Origin of the sequence: Nostoc sp., assembly GCF_036916655.1 — a bacterium.
GTDB lineage: Bacteria > Cyanobacteriota > Cyanobacteriia > Cyanobacteriales > Nostocaceae > Nostoc.
Genome location: NZ_JBALFY010000062.1, coordinates 1 through 23,573 on the forward strand (window position 1 = coordinate 1; position 23,573 = coordinate 23,573).

Genomic DNA, 23,573 nt, shown 5'->3' on the forward strand with positions numbered 1-23,573 from the left:
GAAAAGAAAAACCCTATTTTCAGAGGAATTTTAACGACACAAAAACTGCATGAACAAAAACCGCCTAAAAACCCACAAAGTCAACAGCCTAGGCTGAAGCCCCTTGTCTGGTTATTTGAGATGGTCACTGAATTTACGCTGTCCTGTAATAGTTTGATCTAGCGATCGCTTCTAAAGAAGTTGCAAAGACAAACTCATAACTTACTCTGCGATCGCAAGTATGGTAAAACAAACTGCTGTACTGAAACAACTTGTCAGATGAAATACTGTTGATTGCCTCTAAGTTTTGCAGCTATTGAAGAGGGATGTTCTGTATTTATACTAGATTTTTGCCTTAATTTCATGAGTTTTTGGAAAAATCTTGAAAAAGTTTCAGGAAATTTACATAGAAGAAGTGATGTCAATCGATATACTACAGAAATACTATTGACTATCAACTGCTGAAAAACTTCAAAGGGCACAAAATGAGTTCTGAATCTAACGTCAAACTGACGATCGCTCTTTCTAATCCAGATTTAGATGCAGAGGAGCAAGAACGGGAAGCACGGAATCTGCTGCGAGAAATCAAAGACTTAGATGTTGAAAGTGCTGAACTAGTAGCAGCTACAGAGATACCCGAACTAGCCAAGCCTATGGGCAGTTTTTTGTTGGGGGTATTGCAGGCAGAAGTGAGCCTTGCCAATTTTAAGAAAATGTTGGGATTTTTGGGCGATCGCTTGGGCAACAAAACCATTGAATTGGAAGTCGAGGCTAACGGCAAAAAACTGAAGGTGAAAGCTAGCAGTCAGGAAGAGTTAAACGCCGCCATCGAACAAGCTCAAAAGTTTATCGCAGGCAATTGATAAATTCCATTAGCAAGGAAGAATAACGAGATGGTGAAAATAGCACTGCTAATCGGAGTCAGTGAGTATGAACCTGGCCTTACTCCATTGCCAGCAGCGACAAAAGATGTTGAGGCAATACAGCGAGTTTTAGAGAACCCAGAGATTGGGGGTTTTGATGATGTCAAAGTGCTGCTGAACCCTCAACGGCATGAGATGGAGGAAGCGATCGATATATTGTTTGATAATCGTCAAAAAGATGACCTCGTGCTGCTATTTTTCTCTGGACATGGCATTAAAGATGAGAGTGGTAAGCTTTACTTTGCGGCTCGTAACACCCGTAAAACTGACAAGGGAGTACCAGCTAGGGCAACAACAGTAGCAGCTAATTTTGTCCATGAGGTCATGAGTAATAGCCGCTCCAAACGCGAGGTAGTGATTCTCGATTGTTGCTTTAGTGGTGCGTTTGCCGTGGGTATGGCGGCTAAAGATGATGGTTTTGTGGATGTCAAGAACCAATTGGGTGGAGAAGGGCGGGCTGTTCTCACATCTTCGACTTCAACTCAATTTGCTTTTGAACAGCAAGGAGTAGATACCTCAACTTATACCAGCTACATAGTTGAGGGTTTAGAGACTGGTGCAGCAGATCGCGATGAAGACGGTTGGATTTCTGTTGATGAATTGCATGAATACGCTGCCAAGAAAGTGCAAGAAAGTACGCCAGCCATGAAACCAGAGATATATCCTGTCAAAGGTGGCTTTAAAATCAAGCTTGCCAAAGCACCAAGTAACGATCCCAAACTCACATATCTTCGAGAAGTTGAGTATTGGGTAGAGGGTGGTAATGGTGAAATTTCTGTTGCTGGTCGCGCTGCATTGGATGCATTACAAGAGACTCTGCAACTATCATCTGAGGACGCTGCTGCAATTGAAACTCAGGTTTTAGCACCTATCGAAAACAAAAGGATAAAATTACAGCGATATGAGCTAGCGTTCCGCGACGAGATTAGACAAGGGTTTCCTCTCAGCGATAGAACTGGCGCTAATTTGAAACGTCTTCAGCAAGCTTTAGGACTTAGAGATGAAGATATAGCCCTAATCGAAGCTCCAATAATTGCTGAACAGCCACTTACCCTACCTCTGGGAATTGTCGATCCTCCACCTCCACCTAGCAAATTTAAGTATATAGTAGCTTCCATTATCGGAGTAATCGGAGTAATTTTTGGTGGTACTATAGTCTACTTTTTTAGGGTTAAAGATGAACCTCAACCTGTAGTTAAATCTATAGTAAATTCCTGTGTAAAAGAGGAGTATACTCTAGGTGATAGAATTAGTTTTGGTGAAAAAATTCTATTCACGCAAGATACGAACCCAGATAAAGAAGCTGGAGTGAAAGCATTCTTAAATGGTGATTGTCCGACTGCTATTGATAAATTCAATTCATACCGTCAAGCTAATCGTACAGACCCAGAAGCTTTGATTTACTTGAATAACGCCAAGGTTCGCCAACAGAAAAAATACGTCAAAATAGCTACAAGTGTACCTATTGGTACAAATCCAAATGTGGCAAAAGAGATGCTACGGGGTGTGGCTCAAGCTCAAGATGAGGTGAATAACAGTGGTGGGATCAATGGTCAAGCTTTAGAAGTAGCGATCGCTAACGATGATAATGACCCAAGTGAAGCTGTAAAGATTGCGACTAACTTTGTCAAAGATAACAGCATTTTGGCTGTAGTTGGACATAATGCTAGTAATGCTTCCATCGCAGCAGCCTCAGTGTATCAAAGTGGAAGATTAGTAATGATGTCTCCCACTAGTTATGCTCAAAACCTCACTACTATAGGCAACTATATCTTACGCACTGCTCCTAGTGTTAAATCGATAGCAGATAACCTATCTAATTACGCTATCAAAACAGGTAAAACCAATTTTTTGATTTGTATTGATTCTAAAGGTATAGATAATTTTTCCTTTAAGGACAGATTTATTGAAGGGATAAAAGCTGTTGGTGGTCAGGTTAACTCCACCAACTGCGATATTGCTGCCAAAAATTTTGACCCTAGTGCAGTTATTACCCAAGCTGTTAGCAGTGGTGCTAATGCTTTAGTACTAGCTCTCTACATAGACAGAAATAGGGAAGGTCTAGCAGTGACACGAGCGAATAAAGGACAATTGAGCTTATTTAGTAGTTCCACGCTGTTTACAAGCGAAACCCTAAATGGGGGGGAAGCTATCAACGGCATGGTAATTGCTATACCTTGGCTTCCTGATCCCGGTAATTCCTTTGTAAATAATGCTGAGAAGCTTTGGGGTGGAACAGTGAATTGGCGAACGGCTACAGCTTATGATGCCACTTTAGCGATAGTTAAAGGTTTGCAGCAAAGTAAAACTCGTGATGATTTGCAAAATATATTGCACAGTCCAAATTTTTTAGTTGATGGTGCTACAGGAAAGATTCAGTTTGCACAATCAGGTGATCGCAAAGATAATCGTATCTTCCTCGTCAAAGTTCAACAAATACCTGGCACTGATAAATATAAGTTTGTGCCCATTCAACCTTAATTTTGAAGCTTTACTTAATAGCGATGCCTCCGGTGGTAAACCAAGCACTGACTCATTCTGATATTTCCAAATAGCGATCGCACCCAGTCTTTTAATCTACCATGTTCAGATCCCCGACTTCGTAAAAGAAGTCGGGGATCTCACAACTTAGTTATACTCAAGCTGCTTCCCGCAGTTGTGGTTGTGATGACACACTCACCTCTGGAAATGAAAGCGAGAGTTGTTCGGCTTGAGGTACTGCGGCTTGCTGTAAAACTTGAACTTCGATATTCACGCTCACTAAATAACTACCAGTATCAGCACCAACCGCTTCAGCAATTAGTTTAGCAATGTCTGGGCGTTTGGCAGTCAGCGGATCGCGTAAAATACACCGATCCCATTCATGCTTGGCAGTCGGATTGAGGTTGAGAATATAATGCTTCATCATCGAACTAACCCTTGAATCCATCTTCCAGAAGGTTTTCACACAGCCGTTATGCATTTGGCTAGGCTTTGTGAATGCTATCTATATTATAGTATATTTGTACTAAAATGGGCGATATCTGAGTGAAAAAGTAGGGAATATAGATCATTGGTAGGAGCGCGTACAGGTCTGTATTAGCTGTATCTCATTGTTTTAGGGGCTACACGAATAGTCTGTCTAGACCGGGTTAAAGCCCAATACGCTTCAGATAAGCTTTTTCTCCCCCCCCTGCATCCCCTGCATCCCCTGCTCCCCCTGCCTGCCTCAACGGATAAATTTCTTAACCCAACCGTATTGGGTTAAAGCCAACGCCAAATTTATCTATTCCCTGCCAATTTCGTGGCGCGTCTGAATCTTCAATCCTAGAATATCTTCCCATAGACAATTCCTAATTAAAGCTATAGCAATTAAGCTGACAGAGCAACACCTAATTTTTGTATAAATAGCTATATGGTAGATATCTATATTATTGACCTATTTGTGATAGGTCTACTTTTGCTGATAGTAACCTTAGGGTCAGGTTGGATTACTCGCTTACCTCTTTCTTTTGCTATTATTTATCTCCTGGTTGGTATTTTTCTAGGCCCTTATGGTGTAGGGCTAATTCAATTACGTCGGGATGGAGTTTTTAACACCGAACTGCTAGAGAGAATAACAGAACTGGTAGTAATTATTTCTGTATTTAGCTGCGGCTTAAAAATTGTTCGTCCTCTCAGATTGGGAATTTGGGATATTACGGTGCGATTGATTTTATTTTTGATGCCAATTTCAATTTTTGCTCTGGCTGCTGTGGGTAAATTGTTTTTAGGAATGAATTGGGGAGAAGCAATTTTATTAGGAGCAATTCTTGCACCTACCGATCCAGTATTAGCATCAGAAGTACAACTGACCGATGCCAAAGACCAAGATGAGTTAAGATTTGGTTTAACTTCTGAAGGTGGGTTAAATGATGCTTTAGCTTTTCCCTTCGTTTATTTTGGCATTCATGCCTTAGAAGATGACAACTGGGGTAACTGGTTTAAACAGTGGATTGCGGTTGATTTAATCTGGGCGATCGCAGTTGGCATTATTATGGGAATTGTTGTTGCCAAATCTATAATTTGGATTGAAAAAAGAATTCAAAAACTCCGTCCTGCTGACGAGTTAATGGAAGATTTTATTGCTATCAGCACAATTCTAATAACTTATTCATTAACAGAAATGGTGAATGGCTATGGATTTCTAGCAGTATTTGTTGCTGGGTTAGTTGTCCAACGCAGTTACAGAAATCATGAAAAACCGCTAGCACAGTTAGAATTTATTGAACAAGTTGAAAAGCTGCTGGAAGTGGGGACAATCCTACTATTAGGTTCAATATTATTATTGAAACCAATGTTTAATTATGCTATGCAATCTTTATTAGTGATAATTTTGTTATTCTTGATTATCAGACCTGTAGGAGTTTGGATTAGCACAATTGGTAAACATCCTCTAGACTCACACCGCCGAACCTTACACCCAGGAACTCGTTGGTTATTGGGATGGTTTGGTATTCGCGGTGTCGGTTCTTTATACTATCTTGCCTATGCCTTTGGTCATGGGTTAAAAGGTCAAGCAGCCGAACAGATTGCTTGGATAAGTTACACAACTATTGTAGTTTCGGTAATTGTGCATGGAATTAGTGCAACTCCATTAATGAAGTGGTATGAGCGCAACTTTGCTAATCATCAAAAGACTACTCCTCCCACCACAATTGATGAAGATGAATTTGAGTAAAAGCGATTTTTGATCGCGACTAGCTTAAAATTTGGTACTATCTAGTTTTTTAACCTCACTCCAAATCAGAACAGGAGTTTGAATATAATTCCCAATGCTAATACTGAATAGGTTGGGAATTATCAGAAAAATGGGTTTAAAACCCCGTATTTCCAGCACGGCTGAGTAATGAGTGGATGAAAAATGGGTATTTACTCATTACTCATTACTTATTACTCATTACTCTTTCTTCCCCGTGCGTTTACGGCGGTGAGGATGTCAAATCTATATTCTCTATTTACCTGTCACTTTTTCAAGAACTTCTTTCGCCTTTTCACCAAGACTTTCTGGAGGATTTTGTGCTTTTTCAGCTTTCAAATTTCTTTCGTAAGCCTTCTCGATAGTGTTAATATTTTTAGAATCTTTTATTGCTTGTTCATAAGCTTCTTCTCGTTCTTCTTCTTGAACGCCAACACCTGGATCGTATTCGTTAGCGCGATTAATTTTTTCTTCAGAATTTGGTTTATACTCTGGAGGTATTAACTTCAATTCTTCGAGAGTAGTTGCATGACTAGCTTGCTGAAATAAAATCAATGAACCTGACAAGCTGATAAAAATCATCAAGCAGATAACCAAAAGGCTTGAACGAAACGCTTGCTTTAAAGTTAATAGAATTTTTTGCATGGTAAAACCCTCCTACTTTTTTGTGAGCCTCTGTCATGTTGTATAGATATATGCAATATTTAAAGCTCACAGGCATCCTAAGTGTTTAGGTACAGTTCTCACTTCTACCGTAGGGTATATTAATTTTTAGCTATAGTTCAGTTCCGACGATAAAATCAGCATTTATCATTCTATTCATCATCCCAGGCTCAAAGCCATACCTAAATATTTTCAATAATTAGGGTTTAATAAGATTATTTTGAACTCTATTAAGTATCTAACAGTCTTAATAACATAATTCGTTCGCCTTGATTGCGGTAGTATTTGGTAGCTAGCCAATTTCATCGCATTTCCGAGTGAATATCTACAGTTATGAGCTTTTTATCAAATGTATAAAATATCGTAGCAAAGCAATAAACTGGGTATAAAATACCTGATTTTAATTCTTTTACTCCTCCAATTGCTATTTGAGCCGCATAATAATTGCCAAAACCAATCTGATAATTATTTTGCCTATAACTCTTAGATACTACTTCTAATAGCGTATTACGATAAACTAAAACTGTTCCTTGTTCTAATTCAAGTTCACATGATAAGTCATCCTCCCATATAGTATTAATTAAATCTTCTTTAACTTCAGAATCAGTTAGGAAATTATCAATGACTATATGTGAAGTAGACATAAAATTTTAATGTTTTACTTTGAGAATATTTGTAAGTTGGGTTGAAGGTTGTGAAACCCAACATTTCTATGAGTGCTGTTTGAAGCAAAATCTACACAGTATTCCCTTATAACCAACTACGAGTAATCTTAATTCCTCGGCTTTGCATTACCTCTTCAAATAAATTTGTTGGTAGTGCTTCTTCTACAGCAAAAACACCTGGCTTTTTGAGTTTTCCTTCTAGCAATAATTGGGCAATACTACCCGTGCCGCAACCAGAAGCTACGGCTGTATTTTCATGCACCATAGTTGAACGATAAATGGCAGTTTCACCATTTTTTTGGCCCGTAACTTCTGAACGAACGGCTACCCCAATTCCACTAAAATTATTAGTGACATCTGTCATCAAATGACTGACACGAGATAGGAATTCAATCATCGAACGTTGCTGCATTAACCACTTGGGAAAAACGTTCGCGGCAATCCAAGTTAGATGATTATAAAAATCTGGAACAGAGCCAAACTTAGTAATTACAGTTTTCACTGATGGGAAGGCTTGGGGAAGTGTAAATGTTTCTGGCATATCAAACCAGTAAACTCCACTACGTCCATAAGGAGATGGAAACTCAATTACTTCTCTTTCACTATAAGGCTTAACTATCTCCCATTTTCCATCTATCCAAGCTTCAAAAGGATACTGTAACCCCAGAAAAGTTGTCCGCATCACTGTAATACCAGCACCACCAGAACCAGAAACTAAATAACTTAAATGGATCTTTTCTGGTTGGTCAAATTGTTCAACTCCCTGACGTACCATGCTATTAGAAATACCAGGAAAAATGCCAGTATTAATAATTGCTGTCACACCAGCAGCAGCAGCTTTTTCATGATAATTTAGAGCTTTGCTGGTATAAGAACGATGGTCGCTGACATCTAGATAATTAACGCCTTGGGCAATACAGGTTTCAAGAACATTAGTATCTCTGTAGTGAAATGGGCCAGCACAGTGAATGACTAAATTAGAGTTTGCGATCGCATCTCGCAACTTGTCAACCTCTGCCAAGTCTAATATCAAAAACTGCACTTGTCCCCCCGAAGACAAGCTAACAGCCTTGCCAAACTCCGCAGAACGCCCAGTAATCGTAATTTGAGCCTGCGTATAGGTAGCGAGATCCTGAGCAACACTGCTACCAATCCGCCCCCGTCCACCAATAATTAAAACGCTGTCTGTCATTACTCCGGGTCAGCAACATTACCCTTATTTCACCAGTTTTGCGTCCCCTTTAGCATCGGTTATAAGTATGATTTATACTATTTAATAGAATTTTGGCTCTATATAAATAGTTGTAATTGAATTCAGATTGACAAAATACTATATTTGCGCTTCAATCTGCCTGACTACTGTTAACGCCGAGTAACTCACCCCAGCAGTGCCTTCCCCTGGGTGGGTAGAGTCACCAACTAACCACAAATTCTCAATGGGTGTACGATTGGCGAACCCAAAGGGGCCAAAAGTAGGTATTCTTTGACCAATACCGCCAACTATACCGCGATCGCGCCCTGTGAAGTGGGCAAAGGTGCGGGGTGTTGCAGCTTCTTGATAAATAATCGTTTCTGGTTTGAGATAAAAGTATTGAGCAAGACGTGCGATCGCTTCTTGGATAAACTTTTCTTTTAGTCCTTGATAGTCTTCAGTCTGCCACCACTGTGCTGGATCGACAAATGAAGAAGCGATAATAGTCGCTTTCCCCTCCGGTGCGCGACCATCTCCAGGATGACTGACGGAAACAAATAGGGAATTATTTTCGCCAATGGGGCCATTGACATCGTACAGAAATTGCAGGTGAGGAGGGCACCCAGGCGGAATCGCGCTGGCATCTACACCCAAATACACCACAAATGCGCCCGATGCTTGGGGTAGTTTTTCCACCCGGTTTTTATATCCAGATGGCGCTTGTTCTCCCAATAACTGCACTAAGTTTTGCACGGTGACGTTACTAACTATATGGTCGGCTGCTTCCGTCCAGACTTCACCAGTTTTCTGATTTCTAATTACAACAGCAGTAGCTTTGCCGTTTTCTACCTTGATTTGTTCTACAGTGTGGCGCATCAACAATTTGCCGCCATCTCTTTCTAAGGATTGTACCAAGCGATCGCTCAACACCTGCATACTTCCCTGGAGGTGAAACAATCCTTGGGGCAGTTGGGATACACTCAACGCTGTAGCTGCGTAAAGTAATGCTGTCTCGTCTGCATCCACCTGGGAGTATAGTTTCAGTTGCAAATCCAAAAAAGTCCTCAGTCGTTGGTCATTTCCCAGTCCACATAAACGTAAAGCATCTCCTACTGTAAACAAAGTGAAGGGTACGGTAATTAATGTACTGGGACGTACCGCTTGGATTAGCTGCCACAAATCCCATAAATTACGCGGTGGTAGCACCGGGTCGCGTCCTTGGAATTCCCAACTGGCATTAAATAAAGTTGCCATCAACTGCCAAAACGGTTCGCTACCAGGAAATTGTTTTTGTCGTTCTGCTTTCCATTTTTCTTGGTCGCGCCAAACGTTGATAGGTGTACTTTCCCCAGGTAAATAAACCGCACAAGCAGGGTCACAAGGCGTTGCTGCCGGCAAATCTATTTGCAATTCTGAGAAAATGCGGTGGTGAATTCCCCCGGCTTCCAACCCCGCCACCTGAGTTGCGCCCACATCAAAGGTAAATCCTTGGCGTTTAAACGTCGAAGCACAGCCTCCTGGTGCGATCGCTTGATCTAAAATTAAGACGCTGTAACCTCTATGAGCTAATAATGCCCCAGCAGTCAGTCCACCGATTCCTGCACCAATAACCACTACATGAGATTTGCTTTTGTCAACAGAAATGCTGGACATTGATACTTTTTATTGATGATTCTTTACATTACTATTTACAACTTTACAATATTATTGATTAAACCACAATCATCAGTAGGGGTGCATCCTCTATAACTTTGTTGCATGGAAGTGCTATCACGTCTAAAAACCTTGGCTAGACAGATTAAAATAGTGGTGGAATAGAATTTTAGTTTCTAGTTGTTGACTGTAATTAATTTGATAACTAAGAGTATTATGTATATTAACGAGAAAGTACGTTTAATATCATCCACACTATCTTCTTTAACTCTTTCAGAGTTAGAATCATTGAGAGAAAAAATTGATTCTTTTATTACAAATTACCGAGGGAATTTTAGAGGAAGTTTTATGAGTGGGCGTGGCTACGATGTCCAATTTCTTCGTTCTGGTATTAGTCCGAATGAAAAAACTATTCCTCAAACTTTATTCAGTACTGAATCGACTATAGTTAATTATCCTGTAATCGGTTGTAAAATTGATGAAATAAAACAATTAACTCCTACTCAAAATCTTCCTAGACCTTTAGGTATTTGGAAAGGACAAGTAGAAATATCAGAAGATTTTCATAAAACATCAAGTGATATTATTTCTGAATTTGGTATTGAATAATAATGGAGTTGTTACTTGATACCTGTGCTTTAATATGGTCACTTGAAGATAACTCTTGTCTTTTACCTGAAGTTCGTCAACAAATTTCAGATTCTTCAAATAAAGTGGTTGTTAGTTCTGTTAGTGTTTGGGAAATAGAAATAAAAAGAAAAAAAGGACAGCTTAAAACCCCAGATAATATAATACAAGCCATCATTGATACTGATTTTAGTTTTTTATCAATAACAGAACACCACGCTGTTAAAGCAGCATCGTTACCTGAGTATCATAAAGACCCTTTTGATAGGCTTTTAATAGCACAAGCGATACTAGAAAAGATGATTATAATTACTTCCGATACTCAATTTATAAATTATGGAGTACCACTTTTATTTGCTACAAAATAATTAAAAAGATGTAATCGTATCTAGATTGACACCTTGAAAGGGCTAGTCCTGAAAACTACAAAACTTCACTGAGCAGTAGGTAGCAGATAAGATAAAGAAGTAACATCGCTCCTCACACACAAGTAGCAATGACCTCAACCCTACGGAAACTTCCCCGTCTCAATGCCCCGACACTGCACCAGTTGCCCAATGGTTTGACAATCATTGCCGAGCAAATGCCAGTTGAAGCCGTAAACCTCAACTTATGGATAAAAGTTGGTTCTGCTGTAGAACCTGATGCCATTAACGGTATGGCTCACTTTTTAGAACACATGATTTTTAAAGGAACAGAACGACTGGCTAGCGGCGAATTTGAACGTCGAATTGAAGAGCGGGGTGCTGTTACCAATGCTGCTACGAGCCAAGATTATACTCATTACTATATAACTACTGCCCCCAAAGATTTTGCCGAGCTTGCGCCACTACAAATAGATGTAGTATCGAATGCGAGTATTCCTGATGATGCCTTTGAACGTGAGCGATTGGTAGTTTTAGAAGAAATTAGGCGTTCCGAGGATAACCCCCAACGGCGTACATATCGGCGGGCGATGCAAACAGCCTTTGATCGTCTACCCTATCGCCGTCCGGTATTGGGGCCAGAATCGGTGATTGCCGAACTGAAACCCCAGCAGATGAGAGATTTTCATAGTAATTGGTATCAACCCCAGTCAATTACTGCTGTAGCTGTGGGCAATTTGCCCGTAGAAGAATTAATTGCAACAGTTGCAGAAGGATTTACAAAAGCTATTCCCCAGCCCATTACAGACGGGATTAATCGCGTCTCTCCCCTGAATCCTGAATCACCATTTACAGAAATTGTCCGTCGAGAATTTATCGATGAAAGTCTGCAACAAGCAAGGCTAGTGATGGTTTGGCGAGTTCCCGGAATGACACAGTTAGATCGCACCTATGGATTGGATGTTTTAGCCGGAATTTTGGGACACGGACGGACATCAAGACTGGTGAGGGATTTACGGGAGGAACGGGGATTCGTTTATTCAATTTCTGTGAGTAACATGAGCAATGAGCTGCAAGGGATATTTTATATTTCAGCTAAATGTGCAGTGGAGAATTTATCAGTTGTAGAGGATGCGATCGCTCAACACATTGGCAAACTACAAACAGAGTTGGTAACAGAATCAGAAATTGCCCGTATAGGGCGACGAGTAGCTAATAGATATGTTTTTGGCAACGAAACACCAAGCGATCGCTCTGGGTTGTATGGTTATTATCAATCTTTGGTGGGAGATTTGGAACCCGCCTTTAACTACCCAGCGATAATCCAGAGCCAAGATGCAACAGACTTGATGCAAGCAGCCAAAGAGTATCTATCTCCTAGCGCTTATGGTGTAGTTTTTGTCAAGCCGTAAATTAAAAACTGGGAATAGGGTATGGGGAACATAATTAATAACCAGTACCCAATACCCACTTAACTAATCCAAAATCCAAAATCTAAAATCCAAAATTGCATGATCTGGACTCAAATCGACGCGAATATTAGCCAGGTGACTGGCGAAAAATTTCAGAGTCAGCAACGGCGATCGGTTGGTGGTGGGTGTATCAATGAAGGTTATGCTGTCTCCAATGGTGAGATAACCTACTTCATCAAACTTAATCGAGCATCCCAAGTTGCAATGTTTGAAGCTGAGGCGTTGGGCTTAAAGGAAATGCAAGCAACAGTTAGTATTCGCGTTCCCAAACCAATTTGCTGGGGTACTGCTGATAATTCTAGCTACATCGTCCTGGAATGGTTGGAACTTGCTAGCGGTAACAGCAACTCATGGGAAGAGATGGGGCGCAAGTTAGCAGTAATGCATAAAGATAGCAGCAGTCAAGGTTTTGGTTGGAAAATTAACAATACCATTGGTTCCACGCCGCAAATCAATACTTGGACAACAGACTGGACAGAATTTTATATTAAACATCGCCTGGGTTATCAATTTCAGTTGGCAAGGCGACGGGGAGGTAATTTTCCCCAGCAAGACAAGTTACTAGCAGCTATCCCGGAACTATTGGCAAATCATCAAATACAACCTTCGTTGGTACACGGCGATTTATGGGGCGGAAATGCTGGGTGTACTGCATCGGGAGAACCAGTGATATTTGATCCAGCAACTTATTTTGCAGATAGAGAAGTTGATATCGCTATGACAGAATTGTTTGGTGGTTTCCCCGCAGTGTTTTATAAGGGTTACAACGAAGTCTTTCCTTTAAATGCAGACTATGAGCAAAGAAAAACACTTTATAACCTCTATCACATATTGAATCACTTCAATTTATTTGGCGGCGGTTATGGTTCGCAAGCCAACCGGATGATTGAGCAAATTTTGCGTTGAACTTCACCTTTTTACAAAAGACATCTCCGAAAAAGAATGTAGAGACGTAGCAGTGCTACGTCTCTGCAAGGGTTCTGGGTAAAGCATCTTTAATTTCTGGAGATGTCTAAAGTTCCAATAGTGCGATCGCCTGTTCGATTGAAGCAGCTGGGATAGCTGTCTCTATTGCTTTGAATATCTCAGTACTTTGTATCTTGCGAGACACCAATGACAATTCCTTGAGATGCACTGTATCTGATTTCTATTTTTGGAAACAATACTTAATTTACAACTATTTCAGCCTTAACTGAACCGTATTGCATGATGGTAAAGACAGTTTGCAATATATCCAGGCGGGAGGCAAGCCACGCAAGAAATTATCACGCCGTTCGAGCAACACCCAATCTCCATCTGAAAGTACGTCTACAATCTTGAATGGTGCAAACAACCAATGGTAAAGAAACCTCTGTTGTTTTACCTTAATAGTTTAAGTGCATCATACTAATGAATTCTTAATTACGAATTACGAATTATTCGGTCACTGGCTCTGCGTCGGAGAACGCCACCTGATACTCCCTATCCTGGTTTATGATCCAAACGGGTAGCTTGCTCTAGGGCGGCTTTTTCTTTGGCTCGGCGGACGTATGGTTGTAATTGGGCACGATCGCAACCTGTTAAAATAATTAAATTTTCCAAGGTGATTCCCCGCATCAACATTTCTACGCGCCAAGTTTGTTGTGCCTGGGCGATCGCTGGCGTTTGTCCTTGGGGAGTTAACAATCCTTCGCTCCATATTTGCCAACGTGTCTCAAGTTCTGATTCTGAGATGGGTGTGCCTGTTTCATTCAGAAACATGGCTGTTTGAGCATCTTTACGACTTTTCAGCCATTTGATTAAGGGATTATTAGTAAAAGAACCGTAGCGTTTGCCCAAAATCCACTGATTTACAGGTACTTGACGGACAAATCCGGGGATTGTAATTTGTAGGAAGTGCCCTTGAGTATCGTAGATTTGGTGCGTTCGGCTTTGCCGTGCCGCAGGCATTCGCTCCAAGCTAGTTATTTCTGTAGCGGATAAACCAGCCCCAAATAATACGTAAGCCAAGGCATGATCTCGTACTCCAAATTTCCTGGCTTGTTGCAGAATTTCGTGAACTAAAGTAGCAGGCAAATCAGCTACTTCTGTGGTAATGAACCCTCCTTGTAAGGAGTTTGGTGCTGATTCTGTTGAAGATGACATGGCTCCATGTAAAAACAACTCCACCAAATTTTCCAAAAAATCATCCCTATCCTCCCAAAGTTCGTGAAATTCGCTGGTAAACTCAATTACGGCATATCCCAAGATCATCCCGTTTAGTAAACTGGCTAATTTTTCTGCCGGTAAGTAGGTGTTTAGGTGGCCTTGCTGGATTACAGTAGCTAAATACTGAGCTACATAACGGTTTGCCTCTGTAACTCCCCTGCCTAGTGCGCGGCGATTTTCTGCCGGGAATTGGTCGGCTTCACCTACCACAGACCGAACGAACTCTGGCACTCGTTCTAATGTATGTAAAGTGTCACTTGCATAATCTTTAAGAGCTTGGTAGACATTGCCGGGAGGTGTTGCCCGTCGCACCAGCGACTCACCTAAATCCTTGAAGGCTGCGGACTCTTCCAGCACAGCTAAAAGCAACCCATGTTTATTGCCAAAATTCCGAAATAGAGTCACTTCGTTGACTTCGGCTTTTTCAGCAATTTGGCGGGTTGTGGTAGCGCTAACTCCCTGAGCAGAAAACAACTCAAGTGCAGCTTGAATCAAGCGTTGACGAGTGGAAATCAGTTGAGATGACATAGAAAAATGCAAGTGGCACTTGCAGGGGGTATCAGAGTTCTGCTAGCATAACAAATGTAAGTGATACTTGCTTTACTCTACTGTAGCTAACTCGTGACAGTAGGGGTAAATCCTAGTGGGATTATGCCCAATAAAAAGTAAATCACTGCATCATCCATCAACAGGAATTTTTATGACCGCAAATTTTGGGGCGATCGCTCCTGAGAGAGGCAACTCACCTCAACTCAGTTGGACAAATGTAGTATTTTTTGCTACATTTCATGCTTTAGCACTTCTGGCTCCTTGGTTTTTCTCCTGGCCAGCATTAGGTTTGCTAGTGTTTCTCCACTGGTTATTCGGGAGTATTGGTATTTGCCTGGGATATCATCGACTACTGAGCCATAAAAGTTTTCAGGTTCCTAAGTGGTTAGAGTATGCGATCGCCCTCATTGGAGCGCTGGCTTTACAAGGCGGGCCAATTTTTTGGGTAGGTGGACACCGCCAGCATCACGCCCACACAGAAGACATCAATTTAGATCCCTATTCTGCCCAAAGAGGATTTTGGTGGAGTCATATACTATGGATTTTCTACCCACGTCCAGAATTTTTTGACTATGAAACCTATAAAAAATATGCCCCAGACTTAGCAAGACAACCTTTTTATTGCTGGCTGGATCGCTACTTCTTACTGTTGCAAATACCCTTCGGACTGCTGCTTTATGCCCTGGGAGGATGGTCTTTTGTGTTCTATGGAGTATTTCTCAGATGTGTCTTGCTTTGGCACTCAACCTGGTTTGTAAACTCAGCATCACACTTGTGGGGTTATCGCACCTTTGATGCTAATGATGGCGCTCGTAATCTTTGGTGGGTATCTCTCGTCACTTATGGAGAAGGATGGCACAACAACCATCATACCTATCCCCACATGGCGAAATCTGGATTATCTTGGTGGGAAATTGATGTTACTTGGTGGAGCATCTTAGCTTTGCAGACTTTGGGTTTAGCCAAAAAAGTTGTCTCGCGTCCTCCTCAAGGTGCAACTCACGGCTAAATTACAACTCAATGATCGGGAATTTGTTAAGCCGATTGCTTCCCGCAGTCGGCTTAATATTTTTGGGACTGACAAATAAAAAAATATTCAATTAACTCTTGTGGGATAGGCATCTTGCCCCCATATAAACTAGGCGGGCATCTTGCCCGCCCCACAATATTGGATAATTTATTTCTTGGAGTTCCCTAACTTGCTACTTAGTTCAAGAAATTTGGACTACCACTACCACCATTCCTACCAACAGCAGGAATTTCCAGTAGACTATCTGTAGCTTTGCCAGTACCGTCATTGATAACAGCTGTAGAATCGCCTGGATGTCCATTGGGGACAAACAGTTGCGGGTGGTCAAAAGGCGCTTTATCATACCTAACTCGCTCATCAGTCAGTCCTTTTAAAAAGGCGACCAATTGCTGTTTTTCTTCTGGTGAAAGGTTCAGTGGAGGAAGAACGCCAAAATCACCACCCCGATTATAAAAATCAACCACTTGTTCTAAGGTTGCCTGACCTCCATTGTGGAAGTAAGGAGCAGTGAGTTCCACATTGCGAAGTCCAGGTGCTTTGAAGGCTCCGTTTGCAAACGCAGTTTCACTAGAATTCAATGGTGGAGTGAGAATGGGAGGGTTTTCGCCGAGGAGAAGCTGAAATTTGCCCAACAGAGCCAATCGTGCCTCTGAAAGCGGATTACCTTGACCGTTACCAAACAAACCGTCATTACCACCCAAAGCGGGGTCGTCTGTGGCAGGTCTAACGCCGATATTGAAGAACCCATTGTCTTCAGGGGATCTTGCTCCGAACGGCGCACGTTTGATTCGTCCGTCTCTAATCACGCTGCTGACTGAAGCAGCTGTTAATTCCGATCCAACGTGACAACCAATACACAGACCTTTCCCCTCAAATATTTGTTTCCCTTTTTGCTGCTGCGGGGTTAGGGCAGTAGTGTTTCCTTCCAAGAAGCGATCAAAGGGCGTATCATTGGCAATGAGTGTAGATTCATATAACTGAATTGCCAGCCCAAAGAATAGCGAGAAGTTGTACTCCGTCAATGTGTACTCATTAGTCTCCAAGGAGCGATCGGGCCTCTTGACAATATTTCGTTGACCTTGAGCATCAACTTGAATGAGTCGATTAGACTTCCACCACTCTGGCTTGAAGGCATCTTGAATCATCTGCTCATAAGTTCTATCTTTGAGTCCGGGTTTGGGCCATCTACTATCTCGACCTAAAACGCTGTCTTGTGGATGCACTATTTGCTTACCTAAAGGTCTGAGAGCAAATAACTTTTTCCCAAGTTTTCGGGGGAGCTTTTTACCATTACTAATTCGTCCGAACTTATCACCAATTTCTTGAAAAGTACGACCATTGGCGGACAACTCGGTAGAACTGAGTGGTGGGCCGAGCGCCTGAGAAGCCAAAGACGAATTATTCAGATTGATTTTGACAAATTTAGGCTGATTTGGGTTCTCGGCTTTGACAACAGAGGCATTAGGATCTCTTAAACCGAAGGGATTAACCCCATTAAAAATGTTTTGTGCCCTTCCGTCCCAGAAGTTGCGGAAGTTAAATGCTGCATTAATTACAGTTGGCGTGTTACGCCCCTGGACGTGGCGCACATTTATACCACCCACATTAAACACCGGATCTGGCTCGTTTGTTACTTTGTCTTGTGCATTACCAGGTATGACATCAACAAACTTTGTATTGAAGGCTCCCTGAGAGGAACTGACATCGTTTTTGTCAGATACAAGAGTTGTAGGATCATTCGGGTTTGACAGCTTGTGGAATGGGAAATCTTCCGGCTTTAGCTGGTAGTTTGGTAGTCCGCCTACATTAAAAATTGTATCTGGATTGGCTGTCCCATCAGCGTTAATTCGTAAAAGCCCAGGATTGATCTGATTTTTGGATCTATTGTCGGCTCCAGCATGAAAGTGACAACTAGCACAGGAAGTTTCTCCATCGCTCCCAACCTGCATATCCCAGAAAAGAGCTTTTCCTAACTTGATGGCCGCTACTTTGTCTTTTACAAAGTCTCCAAGATTGTCAGGCTGTGGAACCGATACGCTTTTTAGCGAGGCTAGAGGCGGCGGCGTGACTTGTGCTGATACTGTATTTCCAGCTATTACTGCTGCCATAATCAGGGCAGCAATTGTTATAGTCTTTAAAAATCTCGATCTCAGGCACTTAAGCTTGCGATATCTAAATCTCCACTCTTGCTGCTTTATTTTTGTAATTAAAGATTTGAGCAAAAATTGACCTCTTGAAATCAACAGCAAGTAAATTGATAAGCTAGCAATAAAAATCACTAAGCTAATTATGGGTATAATCCCCATAGTTTTTTGTAAAAAAATAACATCGAGATAGAGTATACATTTACGATTGAGCTTGAAATTTAATATTCATGTAAAATAATTACGTAATTTACAAATTTTATGTGAACAAAAAATACTTACTTCCAGCTACAAATAAATTGAGTAGGTAGGTAAGCTCTATATTATTGAATTTGCATATACTGGGCAGGCGAGATGCTCACCTCACAAGAAATGTAAAATTTCAGATGATGCAAACTAGTAAATGTGGTTTAACTTATTAAGATAATTTATCAATAAGAACTTAAAATATTAGATATGTTTCAGCTTACAATTAGCCCTACTTTGAGTAGGATACTTAAATGTCACTACATCAAAATTCTGGTCGGTGGCGCTTAGGGCTAGCATTATCGCTATTGACAGTCTTATTGTGGGGAATTTTACCTATTGCTCTGACGGTAACTTTACAAGTACTTGATGTCTATACCGTTATTTGGTTTCGCTTTTTGATATCATTTTTTCTGCTTGCCATGTATTTAAGAATACGCGGTAAATTACCAAAGTTAGAACAATTGCGTTCTGCTTCTGGGAAATTATTAGCGATCGCAACACTTTTTTTAGGGATTAATTACTTTTTGTTCACGCATGGGTTAGCGCTAACATCGCCTGCTAATGCTGAAGTTCTCATTCAATTATCTAGCCTTTTATTAGGTTTTGGAGGATTAGTTATTTTTAAAGAACGTTACCGACTGTCTCAATGGATTGGTGTAAGTGTAATGATTTGCGGTTATGTTTTATTTTTTCGGGAACAACTCACAAATTTAATTACAGCGCATGGCACTTACATACTCGGTAGTTTCTTGATTGCACTAGGATCGGCAGCATGGGCTATTTATGCTTTGGCACAAAAGCAATTATTACAATCTTTATCTTCCCCTAGTATTATGCTGATTATTTACGGGGGATGTGCTTTATTATTCACTCCTCTAGCCAGAGTAAAATCACTTTTTATACTTGATGGTTTCCATTTAGGAATGTTAGTTTTCTGTGCTTTGAATACTTTAATCGCTTACGGTGCTTTTGCCGAATCATTAGAACACTGGGAAGCATCACGAGTAAGTGCAGTAATCGCTCTAGCTCCCATTGTGACATTAATATCAGTTGTAGTTGTATCAGTTATTGCACCTTCTTTAATAGCACCAGAACACTTCACTTTTATCGCAATATTAGGTGCAGGTTTAGTAGTCACAGGTTCAGTAGCGATCGCCTTGGGAAAATCAGGTGAATTGCCATGATTTTCGGGATTTTTACTGGTTTTTTTAGCTAGTGAATTCGTGCTTTATTCAAAGCTACAACATAAATACTGAGGCAGAGTATTTTTTATTTGTTATGATTTAATAGTGAAGGCAAGCTACTGAAGTCAGACGGATACTTTACCCATCTGCGTGACTTCGTAGTTTTTAATTGTTGACTTGATAGCCGAAAAATCCTTGAAAAAGAATTCAAAAATCAGAATTTAGGAGTCAGCATAAATTACTAGGTAAATTGGGAATCACTACTTTTTTTGACTACTAAATCTTAGATTTAGTGGAGATTTTAAACCCATTTATACCCATTATTTTCAGCAAGCAACATTCGCAAGTCATACATAATTCATCCTGAATTATAACTCCTGACTCCTAAATTCTGTTTTGATAAAATTGAGGCTAATAACTTTCAGTAAACTAAGCAGGGCGCCCGAATAACTACCAAAGCCAACACCCGATCAAACCAGACCACTGAAACAGTTGAGCGATGAATAGTTTGTTTGGTAATTGGGCCAGCACCCTCAGAAAAAATTCTTTATTGCTGGTTCTTTCAATGATGCTGCCAACGTTTGGAATTAGTAATTCTGTCTTGGCAGCAGAGCGGATTTATGCATCTTATTCAGCTTTAGAGCTTTCCATTTCAGTCTCCACTTTAGAAAATTACGCCAAAACAGGTGTAATTAACGAAGACTTGGCAGCTTATCAGCAATATCTGCCTCTAGAACAGCTTCAAGAATTGCGGCGGATTTTGCTTAATCGTGTGAAAGTTACTCCAGTAGTAGTTTCGCAACTTCTCTACACACCGCAAGGAGAATTTTTGCTGCATCGGTTGGCACAAGTGATTATAAATAAATCTTCTCAGCCAAAAACAGAATTTAGTGCCTTGCGTTCGGCGCTAATTTTAGCTTCTGGTGAATCGGGAGGGTTGACACTTTTGAATGTGTTGCGGAAATATCCCAGCAGCAGCATTCGCCTTGATGTTGCCGAGACTTTGGAAATATCTACGGAATTGGAGAAACTTGTTAACCAAACCCATCGGGCGATCGCAGCAGTTTCCCAAAAGTCTAAAATAGAAGCTGCTACTATTTCTCAACCAAATTTCTCGCAATTACCCGATTTACAGGTTCCGGGAAAGTTTAAGTCGCAAAAATACATCCTGAAGTTTTTCGACTCAAGACGCAATCGGCTTCTATTGACTGACGTTTACATTCCCAATGTGCAAAATGCTGCACCAGTAATTGTCATTTCTCACGGTTTGGGTTTAGATAGCAGCAACTTTCAATATTTAGCCACTCATCTAGCTTCCTACGGATTTGCCGTTGTCGTTCCCAATCATCCTGGTAGTGATGCTAAACAATTGCGTTCTCTGTTAAATGGACACGCCATTGAAGTAGCAGAACCAGGAGAATTTCAAGACCGACCAATGGACATAACATATATCTTGAATCAATTGGAAAAAGGTAATCAATCTGATTCACGGTTTAAAGGCCGCTTAAATCTGCAACAAGTCGGAGTATTTGGTCAATCTTTGGGAGGCTATACAGCCTTAGCCTTAGCAGGCGCTAAAATTAACTTTGAGCAGCTAAAACAAGACTGTCAACCAGCAGCACTACAAAATACCTGGAATATGTCTTTACTCCTTCAGTGTCGCGCTTTGGAATTGAGCAGCAAGTCTGACAAGGATTATAACTTGCGAGATGAGAGAGTGAAAGCTGCGATCGCAGTTAATCCCGTTACTAGTTCAATTTTCGGTAAAGCTGGTTTAAGTCAAATCAAAACTCCAGTAATGATTGTCGGCAGTAGTGATGATACAGTTGCACCAGCTTTATCTGAGCAAATTTTACCTTTCTCCTGGTTGACAAATTCACAAAAGTATCTCGTCATGCTTGTAGGTGGCACTCACTTTTCCATCATTGGTAATGGTAATCCTGCAAATCAACAAGTAGCATTACCTGCCGATATGATTGGTGATGCTTCTCAAGCGCGTCGTTATATGAATGTTTTGAGTTTACCTTTCTTCCAAACATACATTGTCGGAAAGTCACAATACACCCCCTACCTTAACGCCGCTTACACTCAAAGCATTTCTAGTAAGTCGCTTGGCTTGAGTCTTGTCAAGTCATTGAATACAACCGAATTAACTCAATTGCTGGATATTAAAGGAGCCAAAACCGCAAAAAAAAACTCCCCAACACCATAGTCAGCTTCGGATTTTGGATGTTGGATATTGGCGTTGCACTGCTGCATGTGATGATTTTTATTTGACTTGAACAAAAAAAGGGCGAGTCAAATACCCACCCCGAAGCATAAAACAGAATTCAGAATTCAGAATTCAGAATTCAGAATACTTTACCCATAAACGGATAGAGTTTTAAGGCGAGAATATTTTAATTTTTTTCGCCCACCATTCCACTCGCTTTTAACCAATATTCATTACCCACTCGTACAGAATTCATACTGTTAGCGGATAGCTAAGGTTTAGCCCATTCTGACCGGAGGCGGAGCGTCTCCGGCTCTGCTTCTGAGTTCTGAATTCTTCTTATAAATTAGTGTAGTCCTCACAACACGTTACACTGTCCATGATGCCGTAACAAATGATCGCATAGTACCAGGGCTACCATCGCCTCAACCATTGGAACTGCACGCGGTAACACACAAGGATCGTGCCGCCCTTTTGCTGCTAATAGGGTTTCTTCACCTTCACGAGTTACTGTCTTTTGCTCTTTTCTAATTGTCGCCGTTGGCTTAAATGCAACTCGTAAAATGATATTTTCCCCGTTAGAAATTCCCCCTTGAATACCACCAGAACGGTTAGTTACAGTGCGAATTTCACCATTTTCATCAATATAATATTCGTCGTTATGCTCAATTCCCGTTAACAGCGTCCCTCCAAAACCGGAACCAATTTCAAAGCCTTTGCTAGCAGGGAGAGACATAACACCCTTAGCGATATCAGCTTCTAATTTATCAAATACTGGTTCGCCTAAACCTTTCGGTACATTACGCGCCACACATTCTACGACACCGCCGATAGAATCACCAAGCCTACCAACTTGCTCAATTAATTCAATCATGCGATCGCTACATTCAGCATCGGGACAACGGACGATGTTGCTTTCAACCTGTTCTAAGGTAACAGTGTTGGGATCAACGACACCTTCCAAGTCTTTGATGCGCTTGACGTAAGCGATAACTTCGACATTGGCAACTTGACGAAGAATTTTTTTAGCGATCGCACCTGCTGCTACTCTACCAATTGTCTCACGCGCTGACGATCTCCCCCCACCTTGCCAATTGCGAATGCCATATTTTGCATCATAAGTTGCATCCGCATGAGAAGGGCGATACTTATATGCCATCTCGTCGTAGTCTTGCGAACGAGCATCTTTGTTCCGTACCAAAATTGCTATGGGCGTTCCTAGTGTTTTGCCTTCAAATACCCCTGATAAAATCTCACAAGTATCGGCTTCTTTACGAGGGGTCGTAATTTTACTTTGTCCCGGACGCCTTCTATCTAGTTCTACTTGAATTTCTGCTGCCGAAATTTCTAGTTGTGGAGGACAACCATCAATCACAACCCCCACACCGCCGCCGTGAGATTCACCAAAAGTAGTGATGCGAAATAGATGACCAAAAGTGTTGCCCATAATCTGAAAGAAAAAGGATTAGGCTTATGTATTTTACCTAGAGTTTGTCCAAAAGTTAATTTTTATGATTTTGCACTTGGACTGTATGACGTATAAGCTATTTTTTACCCGTACAAACAAGAAAGCGCCCTCCCGAAAGGGGGGACGCTTTCTAATTTAGCGAAACTTCAGAATTAACCGTTGATAGCAGGAGCAGTCAGAGCTACAGGAGCAGAATCGCCAGCAGCCAAATCTAGAGGGAAGTTGTGAGCGTTACGCTCGTGCATTACTTCCATACCCAAGTTAGCGCGGTTGATTACATCTGCCCAAGTTGCA

The 23,573-nt window shown here is 41.1% G+C and carries 18 protein-coding genes and 1 pseudogene; 10 read left to right on the plus strand and 9 right to left on the minus strand.

All coding sequences use genetic code 11. From position 1 onward, the window contains the following. Window positions 1-464: 464 nt before the first annotated feature. Both V7L31_RS14910 and V7L31_RS14915 read left to right on the plus strand, forming a co-directional pair. Window positions 465-842 carry a hypothetical protein gene (locus V7L31_RS14910; RefSeq protein WP_334696947.1) on the plus strand — a complete coding sequence of 126 codons (378 nt, stop codon included), beginning with the start codon at window positions 465-467 and terminating at the stop codon, window positions 840-842. Between the two features lie 30 nt (window positions 843-872). Further along, the gene (locus tag V7L31_RS14915) at window positions 873-3,383 is read left to right on the plus strand and encodes a caspase, EACC1-associated type (protein WP_334696948.1); all 2,511 of its coding nucleotides are present in this window, start codon (window positions 873-875) and stop codon (window positions 3,381-3,383) included. Window positions 3,384-3,540: 157 nt separating this feature from the next. Here V7L31_RS14915 and V7L31_RS14920 read toward each other — a convergent pair whose 3' ends face one another. Then, window positions 3,541-3,810, minus strand: a complete 270-nt coding sequence (locus tag V7L31_RS14920; RefSeq protein WP_094330359.1) for a hypothetical protein — start codon at window positions 3,808-3,810, stop codon at window positions 3,541-3,543. A gap of 486 nt (window positions 3,811-4,296) precedes the next feature. On the opposite strand from V7L31_RS14920, the gene V7L31_RS14925 reads away from it, so the two are divergent. Then, window positions 4,297-5,601, plus strand: coding sequence for a cation:proton antiporter (locus V7L31_RS14925; protein ID WP_334696949.1), 1,305 nt, complete (start codon window positions 4,297-4,299; stop codon window positions 5,599-5,601). Between the two features lie 273 nt (window positions 5,602-5,874). Here the strand turns inward: V7L31_RS14925 and V7L31_RS14930 are convergent, their stop codons facing one another. The 4 genes from V7L31_RS14930 to crtD all read right to left on the minus strand — a co-directional run bounded on the left by V7L31_RS14930 (window position 5,875) and on the right by crtD (window position 9,792). Continuing rightward, window positions 5,875-6,264, minus strand: coding sequence for a hypothetical protein (locus V7L31_RS14930; protein ID WP_334696950.1), 390 nt, complete (start codon window positions 6,262-6,264; stop codon window positions 5,875-5,877). Window positions 6,265-6,584: 320 nt separating this feature from the next. Beyond that, a complete protein-coding gene (locus V7L31_RS14935; protein ID WP_334696951.1) occupies window positions 6,585-6,926 on the minus strand; it encodes a hypothetical protein in 342 nt (113 codons plus the stop codon). Between the two features lie 106 nt (window positions 6,927-7,032). Beyond that, window positions 7,033-8,139, minus strand: coding sequence for a saccharopine dehydrogenase family protein (locus V7L31_RS14940; protein ID WP_334696952.1), 1,107 nt, complete (start codon window positions 8,137-8,139; stop codon window positions 7,033-7,035). A gap of 138 nt (window positions 8,140-8,277) precedes the next feature. After that, window positions 8,278-9,792, minus strand: a complete 1,515-nt coding sequence (crtD, locus tag V7L31_RS14945; RefSeq protein WP_334696953.1) for a C-3',4' desaturase CrtD — start codon at window positions 9,790-9,792, stop codon at window positions 8,278-8,280. Between the two features lie 216 nt (window positions 9,793-10,008). Here crtD and V7L31_RS14950 point away from each other — a divergent pair, with 216 nt between their 5' ends. From V7L31_RS14950 to V7L31_RS14965, 4 genes are all read left to right on the plus strand, one after another. After that, window positions 10,009-10,401: a hypothetical protein gene (locus tag V7L31_RS14950; RefSeq protein ID WP_334696954.1), complete on the plus strand. Its 393-nt coding sequence runs from the start codon at window positions 10,009-10,011 to the stop codon at window positions 10,399-10,401. Window positions 10,402-10,403: 2 nt separating this feature from the next. After that, complete coding sequence (locus V7L31_RS14955; protein WP_334696955.1) at window positions 10,404-10,787, plus strand: type II toxin-antitoxin system VapC family toxin; 384 nt, start codon at window positions 10,404-10,406, stop codon at window positions 10,785-10,787. A gap of 128 nt (window positions 10,788-10,915) precedes the next feature. After that, window positions 10,916-12,196, plus strand: a complete 1,281-nt coding sequence (locus tag V7L31_RS14960) for a M16 family metallopeptidase (protein WP_334696956.1) — start codon at window positions 10,916-10,918, stop codon at window positions 12,194-12,196. A 102-nt stretch (window positions 12,197-12,298) separates the two neighbouring features. Beyond that, window positions 12,299-13,162: a fructosamine kinase family protein gene (locus V7L31_RS14965; RefSeq protein WP_334696963.1), complete on the plus strand. Its 864-nt coding sequence runs from the start codon at window positions 12,299-12,301 to the stop codon at window positions 13,160-13,162. A 555-nt stretch (window positions 13,163-13,717) separates the two neighbouring features. Here the strand turns inward: V7L31_RS14965 and V7L31_RS14970 are convergent. Next, window positions 13,718-14,971 carry a TetR/AcrR family transcriptional regulator gene (locus V7L31_RS14970; protein WP_334696957.1) on the minus strand — a complete coding sequence of 418 codons (1,254 nt, stop codon included), beginning with the start codon at window positions 14,969-14,971 and terminating at the stop codon, window positions 13,718-13,720. A gap of 172 nt (window positions 14,972-15,143) precedes the next feature. On the opposite strand from V7L31_RS14970, the gene V7L31_RS14975 reads away from it, so the two are divergent. Further along, entirely contained in the window at window positions 15,144-16,001 is an 858-nt protein-coding gene (locus tag V7L31_RS14975) for an acyl-CoA desaturase (protein WP_334696958.1), read from the plus strand. A gap of 197 nt (window positions 16,002-16,198) precedes the next feature. Here the strand turns inward: V7L31_RS14975 and V7L31_RS14980 are convergent, their stop codons facing one another. Then, window positions 16,199-18,328 (minus strand): cytochrome-c peroxidase, encoded by a 2,130-nt coding sequence (locus V7L31_RS14980; protein ID WP_442944425.1) that lies wholly within the window; start codon window positions 18,326-18,328, stop codon window positions 16,199-16,201. Window positions 18,329-18,666: 338 nt separating this feature from the next. Between V7L31_RS14980 and V7L31_RS14985 the strand changes: the two genes are divergently transcribed. Together V7L31_RS14985 and V7L31_RS14990 are read left to right on the plus strand one after the other, a co-directional pair. Further along, on the plus strand, window positions 18,667-19,599 hold the full coding sequence (locus tag V7L31_RS14985; RefSeq protein WP_334696960.1) for a DMT family transporter: 933 nt from the start codon (window positions 18,667-18,669) through the stop codon (window positions 19,597-19,599). 499 nt (window positions 19,600-20,098) lie between these two features. Continuing rightward, complete coding sequence (locus V7L31_RS14990; protein WP_334696961.1) at window positions 20,099-21,811, plus strand: alpha/beta hydrolase; 1,713 nt, start codon at window positions 20,099-20,101, stop codon at window positions 21,809-21,811. Between the two features lie 358 nt (window positions 21,812-22,169). Here the strand turns inward: V7L31_RS14990 and aroC are convergent, their stop codons facing one another. Together aroC and V7L31_RS15000 are read right to left on the minus strand one after the other, a co-directional pair. After that, window positions 22,170-23,258, minus strand: coding sequence for a chorismate synthase (gene aroC, locus V7L31_RS14995; protein ID WP_334696962.1), 1,089 nt, complete (start codon window positions 23,256-23,258; stop codon window positions 22,170-22,172). A 173-nt stretch (window positions 23,259-23,431) separates the two neighbouring features. Then, window positions 23,432-23,573 (minus strand): annotated as a pseudogene (locus V7L31_RS15000) (photosystem II q(b) protein); the annotation flags it as partial.